This is a genomic window from Streptomyces sp. S.PB5 (assembly GCF_030403745.1).
GTDB lineage: Bacteria > Actinomycetota > Actinomycetes > Streptomycetales > Streptomycetaceae > Streptomyces.
Genome location: NZ_JAQMWP010000006.1, coordinates 237,838 through 249,696, shown reverse-complemented (window position 1 = coordinate 249,696; position 11,859 = coordinate 237,838). Strand labels below are relative to the sequence as shown.

Annotated in this window: 12 protein-coding genes; 8 read left to right on the top strand and 4 right to left on the bottom strand. The window is 67.0% G+C overall.

Going from position 1 to position 11,859, the window contains the following annotated elements; genetic code table 11:
- Nucleotides 1-228: 228 nt before the first annotated feature.
- Nucleotides 229-762, top strand: coding sequence for a peptidylprolyl isomerase (locus PH203_RS17600; RefSeq protein WP_289920983.1), 534 nt, complete (start codon nt 229-231; stop codon nt 760-762).
- Between the two features lie 111 nt (nt 763-873).
- Complete coding sequence (locus PH203_RS17595) at nt 874-1,785, top strand: rhomboid family intramembrane serine protease (protein WP_289920982.1); 912 nt, start codon at nt 874-876, stop codon at nt 1,783-1,785.
- Between the two features lie 269 nt (nt 1,786-2,054).
- Here PH203_RS17595 and crgA read toward each other — a convergent pair whose 3' ends face one another.
- Nucleotides 2,055-2,309 carry a cell division protein CrgA gene (crgA, locus tag PH203_RS17590; protein ID WP_289920980.1) on the bottom strand — a complete coding sequence of 85 codons (255 nt, stop codon included), beginning with the start codon at nt 2,307-2,309 and terminating at the stop codon, nt 2,055-2,057.
- A 141-nt stretch (nt 2,310-2,450) separates the two neighbouring features.
- On the opposite strand from crgA, the gene PH203_RS17585 reads away from it, so the two are divergent.
- The 6 genes from PH203_RS17585 to PH203_RS17560 are packed head-to-tail and all read left to right on the top strand — an operon-like array spanning nt 2,451 to nt 6,652.
- On the top strand, nt 2,451-3,230 hold the full coding sequence (locus PH203_RS17585) for a DUF881 domain-containing protein (protein WP_289920978.1): 780 nt from the start codon (nt 2,451-2,453) through the stop codon (nt 3,228-3,230).
- 19 nt (nt 3,231-3,249) lie between these two features.
- Nucleotides 3,250-3,939 (top strand): class E sortase, encoded by a 690-nt coding sequence (locus PH203_RS17580; protein ID WP_289920977.1) that lies wholly within the window; start codon nt 3,250-3,252, stop codon nt 3,937-3,939.
- 17 nt (nt 3,940-3,956) lie between these two features.
- A complete protein-coding gene (locus tag PH203_RS17575; protein ID WP_289920975.1) occupies nt 3,957-4,154 on the top strand; it encodes a hypothetical protein in 198 nt (65 codons plus the stop codon).
- Nucleotides 4,151-4,789 carry an aminodeoxychorismate/anthranilate synthase component II gene (locus tag PH203_RS17570; protein ID WP_289920972.1) on the top strand — a complete coding sequence of 213 codons (639 nt, stop codon included), beginning with the start codon at nt 4,151-4,153 and terminating at the stop codon, nt 4,787-4,789. Before PH203_RS17575 ends, PH203_RS17570 begins: the two co-directional genes overlap by 4 nt.
- Nucleotides 4,786-5,895: a class E sortase gene (locus tag PH203_RS17565; RefSeq protein ID WP_289920971.1), complete on the top strand. Its 1,110-nt coding sequence runs from the start codon at nt 4,786-4,788 to the stop codon at nt 5,893-5,895. Before PH203_RS17570 ends, PH203_RS17565 begins: the two co-directional genes overlap by 4 nt.
- Before the next feature lie 13 nt (nt 5,896-5,908).
- Nucleotides 5,909-6,652, top strand: coding sequence for a class E sortase (locus PH203_RS17560; protein ID WP_289920969.1), 744 nt, complete (start codon nt 5,909-5,911; stop codon nt 6,650-6,652).
- Between the two features lie 122 nt (nt 6,653-6,774).
- On the opposite strand, the gene pknB is transcribed toward PH203_RS17560, so the two are convergent.
- The 3 genes from pknB to PH203_RS17545 all read right to left on the bottom strand — a co-directional run bounded on the left by pknB (nt 6,775) and on the right by PH203_RS17545 (nt 11,840).
- Nucleotides 6,775-8,763, bottom strand: a complete 1,989-nt coding sequence (gene pknB / locus PH203_RS17555) for a Stk1 family PASTA domain-containing Ser/Thr kinase (RefSeq protein ID WP_289920968.1) — start codon at nt 8,761-8,763, stop codon at nt 6,775-6,777.
- Nucleotides 8,764-8,931: 168 nt separating this feature from the next.
- Entirely contained in the window at nt 8,932-10,404 is a 1,473-nt protein-coding gene (locus PH203_RS17550) for a penicillin-binding transpeptidase domain-containing protein (RefSeq protein ID WP_289920967.1), read from the bottom strand.
- Nucleotides 10,401-11,840 (bottom strand): FtsW/RodA/SpoVE family cell cycle protein, encoded by a 1,440-nt coding sequence (locus PH203_RS17545; RefSeq protein WP_289920965.1) that lies wholly within the window; start codon nt 11,838-11,840, stop codon nt 10,401-10,403. Before PH203_RS17545 ends, PH203_RS17550 begins: the two co-directional genes overlap by 4 nt.
- Nucleotides 11,841-11,859 lie beyond the last annotated feature (19 nt).

Genomic DNA, 11,859 nt, shown 5'->3' with positions numbered 1-11,859 from the left:
CGCTGCTGAAGAACCGATCACATGCAATAGCGGATGAATACGGGGCAACGGGAGCTTGTCGTCGACAATGCCACGGATCGCCGCCGAGCGCTCCCGGCCCGGGCGTACTCGACCGGTTTTCTGCAAGCGACACTCCGCAACGGACGGCGGGAAGGGGACGGCGGGCGACGGAACCTGCCGACCGTGCAAGGATCGAGGGGTCACACAAAAGGCAAGGGAAGGCAGATCGTGGCCGAGCAGCTCTACGCCACCCTGAGGACCAACCACGGCGACATCGAAGTCCGGCTTCTGCCGAACCACGCCCCCCGGACGGTGAAGAACTTCGTCGAGCTTGCTCAGGGCGAGCGCACATGGACTCACCCCGGCACCGGTGACGTGTCCACCGCGAGGCTCTACGACGGCACGGTCTTCCACCGCATCATCAGCGGCTTCATGATCCAGGGCGGCGACCCGCTGGGCACCGGCATCGGCGGCCCCGGCTACGAGTTCGAGGACGAGTTCCACCCTGACCTGCGCTTCGACAAGCCCTACCTGCTCGCCATGGCCAACGCCGGCCCGGGTACCAACGGTTCGCAGTTCTTCATCACCGTCTCCCCGACGGCCTGGCTGAACCGCAAGCACACCATCTTCGGCGAGGTCACCGACGCGGGCAGCCGCAAGGTCGTGGACGACATCGCCGGTGTCCCGACCACCAAACCCAACCACCGTCCGGTGACAGACGTCGTCATCGAGACGGTCATCGTCGAGACCCGCGAGGGCTGAGCCCGACGGCGCGTGACCAGCGACGCCGACGCCCGCAGGGAACCAAACGCCTCGCTCGTCCGTATGGATGGGCGGGGCGGATTCATTGCATTCGACGACTTAGGGGACTTCATGGACCAGGTGCCAGGCAGCCCACGGGGCCCGGAGGACCGGGGGCCGGAGCCCGCCCAGGGCCTGCCCGGCTGCTACCGCCACCCGGACCGTGAGACCGGCATCCGCTGCACCCGCTGCGAGCGCCCGATCTGCCCCGAATGCATGGTCAGCGCCTCCGTCGGCTTCCAGTGCCCCGACTGCGTCCGTGGCGGCTCCGGCACCGGTCACCGCCCCGACGCCACGATGCCCCGCACCCTCGCAGGCGGCACGGTCGCGGCGGACCCGCGGCTCGTCACCAAGGTCCTCGTCGGCATCTGCCTGGCCGTGTACTTCGTCCAGCTCTCCGTCGGCGACCGCTTCACCGACAGCTTCGACCTCATCGGGCGCGCGTACGTGCCTGTCCTGGGCGACATCGAGGGCGTCGCCGAGGGGCAGTGGTACCGGCTGGTGACGGCGATGTTCCTGCACGGCAGCTACATCCACATCATCTTCAACATGCTCAGCCTGTGGTGGATCGGCGGACCCCTCGAAGCAGCCCTCGGCCGTGCCCGCTACCTCGCGCTCTACTTCGCCTCCGGCCTGGCCGGCAGCGCACTGACCTATCTGCTCGCGGACGCCAACCAGCCCTCGCTCGGCGCCTCCGGCGCGATCTTCGGCCTCTTCGGCGCCACGGCCGTCCTCATGCGTCACCGCAACTACGACATGCGCCCGGTCATCGCCCTGCTGGTGATCAACCTGATCTTCACCTTCGGCTGGCCCAACATCTCCTGGCAGGCCCACATCGGCGGCCTCGTCGGCGGTGTCGTCATCGGCTACGCCATGCTGCATGCCCCGCGCGAGCGGCGGGTCCTGGTGCAGTACGGCACCTGCGCACTGGTCCTCGCCCTGGTCGTCGTACTGACGCTGGTGAGGACTGCTCAGCTCACCTGAGCTGGTGGGTTGTCCACTGAGCAGATCAGTTGTCCACAGCGGGTGGCGAATCTTGTGCATAGTGTGCGCGAACAACTGTGCCCCCTGTCCTCCACCCGTGTTTTCGCAGGTCAGACAGGGGGCGAACAAGCTTCCGGGCGAACGGTGTGGCAGTCGTATCGGCGTCAACCCTGTGTGAGTTATCCACAGATCGTCGTTCTATTGTCCCCAGGCAGCCTGTGGATATTTTGGCGATCTGTGGATAACTCAGCGAATAGCTTGGGGCAGAGCTACTTCCACTGCGTGGAGACACCGAAGCCGGCGGCGATGAAGCCGAAGCCGACCACGATGTTCCAGTTGTCCAGCTGGTCGATGGGCAGCGAACCGTCGGTCACATAGAAGACGACGATCCAGGCCAGCCCGATGACGAACAAGGCCAGCATGACGGGTGCGACCCAGGCGCGGCTGTTCAGCTTGATGCTCGTCGCCTGCTTCGCGGGCGGCGGCGTGTAATCGGCCTTCTTGCGGATACGTGACTTCGGCACGAGGGTCTCTCCTGTCGATGCGCTGCGTGGCCGCGCAGGTAACTGGGTCGGGCTCGGGGCAGCGTACAAGGGGACACTTAGTGCTCCCCCGGGCGTCAGTTAGCGTAGTGCTTCCGCGGCGCCGAAGGAGATAAGGGTACGTTGAGCAATTCTGCCGACTCCCCCCAGGCCGAATCCAGTCCTGCCCGCAGTCGGGGTTTCCGGCCTGTGCGGCTGCTCACGGTGGCCGTCTTCGCGCTCGCCGGCCTGATCTTCTTCACGAGCTTCAACACGGCCAAGGGCACCAACATCCGCACGGACGCCTCGTTGCTGAAGCTTTCCGACCTCATCCAGGAGCGCAGCCACAAGAACGGTCAGCTGGACGAGACCAATGGTGCGCTGCGGGATGACGTGGAGGCGCTGGCCGAGCGGGACGACGGCAGCACCAAGGCCGAGGACGACAAGCTCGCGGCGTTGGAGAAGAAGGCGGGCACCCAGCAGCTGAAGGGCGAGGCGATTTCCGTCACGCTCAACGACGCTCCGCCGGACGCCACCGCCAAGCTTCCCGGCTATCCCGAGCCGCAGCCCGACTATCTCGTCATTCACCAGCAGGACCTCCAGGCCGTGGTGAACGCGCTGTGGCAGGGCGGCGCCCAGGGCATCAAGGTCATGGACCAGCGGTTGATCTCCACGAGTGCCGTGCGCTGCGTGGGCAACACCCTGATCCTCCAGGGCCGGGTCTACTCGCCGCCGTACAAGATCACCGCGGTCGGGGATCCGGAGAAGTTGCGGGAGTCGCTTGCGGCGAGTCCGGCGATCCAGAACTACATGGTGTACGTCAACGTCTACGGGCTCGGCTGGAAAGTCGAGGACGAAGAGGCGGTGACTCTGCCCGGCTACTCGGGCACAGTGGATCTGCAGTACGCCAAGCCTGTGGAGTAGGTCTCTTCTGGAGCCGCCGGTGCGTGTCGTCGTCAGGACCGTCAGCGAGCTGTGCATCACCGTGGGCGCCTTGATCTGTCTGTTCGTGGTCTACGTGCTCTTCTGGACCGGCGTGAAGGCCGACAACGTCATGGGCGACCAGATCGACCAGCTGCAGGACCAGTGGGCCAAGGGGAGCGTGGAACAGCCCAAGGCGACGGGGGGTGCCGAGGCGGCTCCGGCCGAGCCGGCGCCGTACAAGAGCGGTAAACCCTTCGCGATCATGTACATCCCGCGTCTTGGTTTCACGTGGAACAAGCCGGTGTTGGAGGGTACGGCCGTCGGCACGCTGAAGAAGGGCCTTGGGCACTACGCGCGGACCTCGCAGCTCGGCGAGGAGGGCAACTTCTCCGTGGCCGGGCACCGGCGGACGTACGGCGATCCCTTCAAGGACTTTCCCAAGCTGCGGCGCGGGGACGCGGTGGTGCTGACGGACGGGACGACCTGGTTCACGTATCGGATCGACAAAGGGCCCTACAAAACCGTGCCCACGGACGTTGAGGTGATCGATCCTGTGCCACGTAAGTCGGGGTATACGCGGTCGGGCCGCTATCTCACCCTGACCACGTGCGATCCGGAGTGGGGGCACAGCCACCGGCTGATCGTGTGGGCGCATCTGGACTCCACACAGCCTGTGGAGGAAGGGAAACCGGAAGCGCTGCGCCGTTAGTCTGGTGGCTGTACGGCGTGAGTCTGGTGCCGTGGTGCGACGGAAGGGACGGCATGTACGGCTGGATCTGGCGGCATCTGCCGGGGAACGCATGGGTGCGGGTGTTGATTTCGCTCGTGCTGGTGCTGGCTGTGGTTTATGTCCTGTTCCAGTACGTCTTTCCGTGGGCCGAACCGCTGCTGCCCTTCAACGATGTGACGGTGGACAACCAGTGAGTGCGCGGATTCTCGTCGTCGACAACTACGACAGCTTCGTCTTCAACCTCGTGCAGTACCTGTACCAGCTCGGCGCCGAGTGCGAGGTGCTGCGCAACGACGAGGTGTCGACGGCGCATGCCCAGGACGGTTTCGACGGCGTTCTGCTGTCGCCGGGTCCGGGGACGCCGGAGGAGGCGGGCGTCTGCATCGAGATGGTGCGGCACTGCGCGGCGACCGGGGTGCCGGTCTTCGGTGTGTGCCTGGGGATGCAGTCGATGCAGGTGGCGTACGGCGGGGTCGTGGACCGTGCGCCGGAATTGCTGCATGGCAAGACGTCGTTGGTGGAGCACGAGGGCAAGGGTGTGTTCGCGGGTCTGCCGACGCCCTTCACCGCGACCCGCTATCACTCGCTCGCCGCGGAGCCGGGGACGGTGCCGGCCGAGCTGGAGGTCACGGCTCGGACGCACGACGGGATCATCATGGGGCTGCGCCACCGTGAACTGCCTGTCGAGGGCGTGCAGTTCCACCCCGAGTCGGTGCTGACGGAGCACGGGCATCTGATGCTGGCCAACTGGCTGGTGGAGTGCGGCGACCGGGGTGCGGTGGCGAGAAGCGCGGGGCTGGCCCCGGTGGTGGGCAGGGCCTCGGCGTGACCGCACTGCGCCCCGAGCGCGAGTCCGGGACCTCGTACGGGGAGCAGTCGTACGAGGATGCCGGTGCGCTTGGGGAGTGGTACGAGAGTGGGTACGACAGTGCGTCGTACGACTCGGGGGGCGCGGCGAACGCGGGTGTCGGGGAGCCCTGGGTGCCGCCGGCCGACGACGAGACGTTGGCGATACGGATGCCGGAGCCGCCGCCGTCCCGAATAGGGGCAGAGGGCGGGTCTGTAGCGGCCTCTGACGCCTCATCCGCCACAGGAGCCACGGGAACCCCCACGGGGGGCCGTGCGGCCCGCAGAAAGGCCGCCAAGCGGCGTGGTGGGCGCCATGGGGGCGTACCGAGGCCCGCTGCCGAGGAAACGGCGGAGGATTCGCCGTCGGTTCCGCTCTCGCGGGTCGAGGCCCGGCGGCAGGCGCGGGCGCGCAAGGCGAGCCCTGCGGTGCTGGCGAGCCGGGCGATCGGTGAGGTGTTCATCACCACCGGTGTGCTGATGCTGCTGTTCGTCACCTACCAGCTGTGGTGGACGAACGTGCGGGCGCACGCGCAGGCCGGCAAGGAGGCGAGCAACCTTCAGGAGGAGTGGGAGAGCGGGAAGCGGGCGCCGGGCGAGTTCGAGCCGGGGCAGGGGTTCGCGCTGCTGCACATTCCGAAGCTGGACGTGGTCGTGCCGATAGCGGAGGGCGTCAACAGTAAGAAGGTGCTGGACCGGGGCATGGTCGGGCACTACTCAGAGGGCCCGCTGAAGACGGCGATGCCGAGTGCGAAGGCCGGGAACTTCGGGCTGGCGGGGCACCGGAACACGCACGGCGAGCCGTTCCGGTACATCAACAGGCTCAGTGCGGGCGACGCGATCATCGTGGAGACGCAGGACGAGTACTACGTGTACAAGATGACGTCGTCCCTGCCGGTGACGCCGCCGAGCAACACCAGTGTGCTGGACGCGATTCCGAAGCAGGGCGGGTTCACCGCGGCGGGCCGCTACATCACGCTGACGACGTGCACACCGGAGTTCACCAGCAAGTACCGGTTGATCGTCTGGGGCAAGATGGTCGAGGAACGGCCGCGCAGCAAGGGCAAGCCGGATGCGCTCGTCCAGTAAGGGCAGATGACCAGTGGCAGCGACCACCGACCAGCAAGAGCACACCGGTACCGACAATGCCCCGCCCGCGCCGCGTCGGCGCCGTATGGGCTGTGTCGCCATGGCGGTCAGTGTCTTCGGTGAACTCCTCATCACGGCGGGCCTGGTGCTCGGGCTGTTCGTCGTCTACTCGCTGTGGTGGACGAACGTCATCGCCGACCGCGAGGCCGGCAAACAGGCCGACAAGGTCCGCGACAACTGGGCCCAGGACAGCGGGCCGGGTGCGCTGAACACGAGGAACGGCATCGGGTTCCTGCATGTTCCCGCGATGAGCGGCGGCGAGGTGCTGGTGGAGAAGGGCACGACGTCGAAGATCCTCAACGACGGTGTGGCGGGGTACTACACGGACCCGGTCAAGGCGACGCTCCCGATGTCCGGCAAGGACGGCAACTTCTCGCTGGCCGCCCATCGCGACGGTCACGGCGCCAAGTTCCACAACATCGACAAGATCGAGAAGGGCGACGCGATCGTCTTCGAGACGAAGGACAAGTGGTACGTCTACAAGGCGTACGCGATCCTTCCCGAGACGTCGAAGTACAACGTGAAGGTGCTGGAGGCCGTCCCGAAGGAGTCGGGCAAGAAGAAGGCCGGCAAGTACATCACCCTGACGACCTGCACGCCCGTCTACACGTCCCGGTACCGGTATGTGGTGTGGGGGGAGCTGGTGCGGGTGGAGAAGGTGGACAGCGAGCGGACTGTGCCGAAGGAACTTCGGTAGCGGGAAGTTCGCCGTACGACTGAGCCCCGATCCCTGTACGACTGAGCCCCGGCTCCCTGTGTGAGGGAGCCGGGGCTCAGTCGTTGCCGGAGGCGGCTTCAGGCCTCCGTGCGGGCGGGCCGTCAGCCGCTCGTGCCGCCGAAGAACTGGGTTCCGCCGTTGTTGCCGCCGTTGTTCTGGGCGACGGCGATGAGGTTGACCGGCGTGCCTTGGTCGACCGTGGTGCCCGGCTGCGGGTCCTGGGCGACGACGACGGCGTTGTCGTCCGCGGCGCCGCTGATCTGGCCCACGGACAGGCCGTTGTCCCCAAGGGTCTTCTTGGCGTCCTTGAGCGTCATCTGGGTCACCTGCGGGACCTGGACCTGCTCCTTCTCGGCGGCCTTGCCGAGGTGGATCGTCACCGTCGAGTTCTTGTCGACCGAGGCGCCGATCTGCGGGTCGGTGCTGATGACCTTGTCGACGAGGTTGGGGTCCTGGGTCTCCGTGTCGGTGACGCAGTTGCCGGTGAGGTTGTTCTGCGTCATCAGGGCCTTGGCCTCGTCACAGGTCTTGCCGGTGACGTCCGGGACCGTGGACTTCTTGATCTCGACGGCGACCGTGAGGGTGATCGTCGTGCCCTTTTCGACTTCCTTGCCGAAGACGGGGTCCTGGTCGAGGACGGAGCCCGCTTCCTCGGTGGACTCCTTCTCCTTCTTCTCGACCTTCAGTTTGTAGTCGTCGCCCTCGAGTTTCGTCTTGGCGTCTTCGAACTGGTCGCCGATGACGCTGGGCACGGTGACCTTGGGGGCGCCCGTGGAGACCACCAGGTTGACGGTGGACTCCTTCGCGACCTTCTCGCCCGCCTTGACGTCCTGCTCGCAGATGTTGCCCTTGGGCTGGTTCTCGCAGGTCTTCTCGGTGAACGCCAGTTTCAGACTGGCGTTCCTCGCCATGTTCTCGGCGCTGTCTTTTGTCTCGCCGATGAACGTGGGCACAGCGACCTGGTCGTCGGCGCTGTTGTTCCCGCTGAACGCCCACTTGCCGATCAGGATCGCCCCGATCAGCACCAGCACCGCCGCGACGATCAGCAGGATCGTCGAGGTGTTGTTCTTCTTCTGCTGGCGGCGGCGGTCCGGGCGGTCGTCGTAGCCGCCGTAGCCCGGGTCGTCCGGGTTCATGGGCGGGAGCATCGACGTGGCGCCGGCGTCGGTGGAGCGCAGGGCGGTCGTCGGCTGGTCGTCGGGGTAGGCGCCGTAGCCGACCGAGCCCATCGCCGCTGTGGCCGCCACCGGCTGGCCGTCCAGGCACGCCTCGATGTCGATGCGCATCTCGTCGGCGGACTGGTAGCGGTAGTTGGGGTCCTTGACGAGGGCCTTCAGCACGATCGCGTCCATCTCGGGCGTGATCTCGGGGTCGAAGACCGACGGGGGCTGCGGCTCCTCGCGGACGTGCTGGTAGGCGACGGCCACCGGGGAGTCGCCCACGAAGGGCGGGCGGACGGTGAGGAGTTCGTAGAGCAGGCAGCCGGTCGAGTACAGGTCGGACCTGTTGTCTACCTGCTCGCCCTTCGCCTGCTCCGGCGACAGGTACTGCGCCGTGCCGATGACCGCCGAGGTCTGGGTCATCGTCATGCCGGAGTCGCCCATGGCGCGGGCGATGCCGAAGTCCATGACCTTGACCTGGCCGTTGCGCGTCAGCATGACGTTGGCCGGCTTGATGTCGCGGTGGACGATGCCGTTGCGGTGCGAGTACTCCAGGGCCTGGAGGATGCCGATCGTCATCTCCAGCGTGCGCTCGGGGAGGAGCTTGCGGCCGGAGTGGAGGAGTTCGCGGAGCGTGGAGCCGTCGACGTACTCCATGACGATGTACGGGATCGAGACCCCGTCGATGTAGTCCTCGCCCGTGTCGTAGACCGCGACGATCGCGGGATGGTTGAGCGAGGCGGCCGACTGGGCCTCCCGGCGGAACCGGGCCTGGAAGGAAGGGTCGCGCGCGAGGTCCGCGCGCAGCGTCTTCACCGCCACGGTGCGGCCGAGGCGGGTGTCATGCGCGAGGTAGACCTCCGCCATGCCACCACGACCGAGCACCTGGCCCAGTTCGTACCGGCCGCCGAGGCGACGCGGCTCTTCCATGCTTCCTACCAGCCCTCTCCGTCGGTCCCGACCGGCACGGGTGTGCGGTCGGAGGCTGCCGTCCGGGCCTACCGTACCCGGCTGGCTTTGTGTGACCTGTCCAAGTGCGTCACCCGATACAGGACCGGTATCGCAACGTGCACCGTTGTGAAGGGGACGTGATGGGGGTCACTTCTTGGAGTTGATGACCGCCTCCATCACGCTCTTCGCGATGGGTGCCGCGAGGCCACTGCCGGAGATGTTCTCGCGGACCGCGCTCTCGTCCTCGACGACCACGGCCACGGCGACGGGCTTGCTGCCGTCGCCGAGCTTGGCGTACGAGATGAACCACGCGTACGGGTTCTTGCTGTTGTTCTCGCCGTGCTGGGCGGTGCCGGTCTTGCCGCCGACGGTGACGCCGCCGTCGATCTGGGCGGTCGTGCCGGTGCCCTTCTCGACGACCGTCTCCATCAGCGACTGCACGATCTGCGCGGTCTTCGCCGACATCGGCCGGCTGTACTCCGTCGGGTCGTTCTTCTCGATGACGTCGAGGTTCGAGGCCTGCAGCTCGTCGACCATGTACGGCTTCATCAGGACGCCGTCGTTGGCGACCGCGGAGGCGACCATGGCCATCTGCAGCGGGGTCGCGGCGGTGTTGAACTGGCCGATGGAGGACAGGGCGACCTCGGAGTCGGCCATGTCCTCGGAGAAGACGGAGGCGCTGGAGCGGACCGGGGTGAACTGCTCCTCGGTGAAGCCGAACTTCTTGGCCTCTTCCAGCATCTTGTCGTTGCCGAGGTCGTAGCCGATCTTGCCGAAGACGGTGTTGCAGGACCACTGCAGGGCGACCCGGAGGGTGGCGTTCTTGCAGGGGATGTTGCCCTCGTTCTTCAGCGGGGTGACCGTGCCGGGCAGGGTCCAGGGCAGCGGCGAGTCGGTCTTTTCGTCGGCGCTGTCGTACAGGCCGTCCTCCAGGGCGGCGGCCGCGGTGAGGACCTTGAAGGTCGAGCCGGGCGGGTAGACCTCGCGCAGTGCCCGGTTGAGCATCGGGTCGTCGGGGTTGTTCTTCTTGTCGAGGGCCTTCCAGGCCTTCTCGTCCGCCTCGCTGCCGCCGGCGATCGTCCCGGGGTCGTACGACGGGTAGGAGGCCAGCGCGAGGATCTTGCCGGTGGACGGCTCCAGGGCGACGACCGCGCCCTTGCCGCGCTTGGCGAGGCCTTCGTAGGCGGCCTTCTGGGCTGCGGAGTTGAGGGTGGTGACGACGTTGCCGCCCTCCTTCGCCTTGCCCGTGATCATGTCCAGGGTGTTGCGGAAGAAGAGCCGGTCGTCGTTGCCGGTGAGGATGCCGTCCTCGAGGTTCTCCAGCTGGTTGGCGCCGTAGGCCTGGGAGACGAAGCCGGTGACGGGCGCCCACATGGCGCCGTCCTTGTAGGTGCGCTTGTACTTGAAGTCGCCCGAGGTGGTGCTGTGGCCGGTGATGGCCTTGCCGTCGACGATTATGTCGCCGCGCGGGGTGGCGTACCGCTCGATGGCGACGCGGCGGTTGTCGGTGTCCGTGCGCAGTTCGTCCGCCTTGACGTACTGGAGCCAGTTGTCGCGGATGAGCAGGGTGAGGACGAGGAGGCCGCAGAAGATCGCGATCCGGCGCAGGGGTTTGTTCATGACGGGCGGACCACCTGGGTCATCTCGGCGTCGGGGCTGGGTGCGGGGGCGGGCGCCGGACGGCGGGCGGTGTCGCTGATTCTCAGCAGGATGCCGATGAGTGCCCAGTTGGCGATGATCGCGGATCCGCCGGAGGCGAGGAACGGCATCGTCATACCGGTCAGCGGGATCAGGCCCATGACGCCGCCGGCGACCACGAAGACCTGGAGGGCGAAGGCGCCGGAGAGGCCGATGGCGAGGAGCTTGCCGAAGGGGTCGCGGGCGGCGAGGGCGGTGCGCACTCCGCGCTCGACGATCAGGGCGTAGAGCACGAGGATCGCCATGATGCCGGCCAGGCCCAGCTCTTCGCCGAAGGTGGCGAGGATGAAGTCGGAGTTGGCGGCGAACCGGATGAGGTCGGAGTGGCCCTGGCCGAGGCCGGTGCCGAGGGTGCCGCCGGAGCCGAACGCCCACAGTGCCTGCATGGCCTGCTCGGAGTGGCCGGCGACGCCCTGCCGGGAGAGCGTGTATTCCTTCATCGGGTCGAGCCAGGCCTGGACGCGCTGTTGGACGTGCGGTTCGAAGCTGGCGACGCCGACGGCGCCGGCGGCGGACATCAGCAGACCGAAGACGATCCAGCTGGTCCGCTCGGTGGCGACGTACAGCATGATGACGAACATCCCGAAGAACAGCAGCGATGTGCCGAGGTCGGTCTCGAAGACCAGGATCAGGATCGAGATGAACCAGACGACCAGGATCGGTCCGAGGTCGCGGCCGCGGGGCAGGTACAGGCCCATGAAGCGGCGGCTGGCCAGGGCGAGCGCGTCCCGCTTCACCATCAGGTAGCCGGCGAAGAAGATCGCCAGGACGATCTTCGCGAACTCACCGGGCTGGATGGAGAATCCGGCGACCGAGATCCAGATCTTGGCGCCGTAGATGGAGGTGCCGAGGCCCGGGACCAGCGGCAGCAGGAGCAGCACCAGTGCGCCGACCATCGAGATGTAGGTGTAGCGCTGCAGGACGCGGTGGTCCTTGAGGAAGATCAGCACGACGATGAACAGGGCGATGCCCATGGCCGTGTAGAGCAGCTGCCGGGAGGCCGCGTTGCCGGCCTGGTTGATCGACTGCAGCAGTTCGGACTGGTCGAGCCGCCAGATGACGACCAGGCCGAGTCCGTTGAGGAGGGTGGCGAGGGGCAGCAGCAGCGGGTCGGCGTACGGCGCGAACTTGCGTACGACGAGATGGCCGACGCCGGCCAGGAGGCCGAGGCCCAGGCCGTAGCTCAGCAGGCCGGAGGGCACCTCGTCGTTGATGGCGAGGCCCACGTTGGCGTAGGCGAAGACCGGGATGATCACGGCGAACACGAGCAGCGCGAGCTCGGTGTTGCGTCGGCTCGGGGTGCCGATCGAGCCGATCGTGGACGTGTGCTGCGTCGACGTGTTGGTTGTACTGCTCATCGTGTGACAGGGCCTCTCA

What these genes read in the sequence shown, in the direction of transcription:
- PH203_RS17595 (WP_289920982.1), top strand. Translation starts at nt 874, where the DNA reads ATGGACCAGGTGCCAGGCAGCCCACGGGGCCCGGAGGACCGGGGGCCG.
- pknB (WP_289920968.1), bottom strand. Translation starts at nt 8,763, where the DNA reads ATGGAAGAGCCGCGTCGCCTCGGCGGCCGGTACGAACTGGGCCAGGTG.
- PH203_RS17550 (WP_289920967.1), bottom strand. Translation starts at nt 10,404, where the DNA reads ATGAACAAACCCCTGCGCCGGATCGCGATCTTCTGCGGCCTCCTCGTC.
- PH203_RS17545 (WP_289920965.1), bottom strand. Translation starts at nt 11,840, where the DNA reads ATGAGCAGTACAACCAACACGTCGACGCAGCACACGTCCACGATCGGC.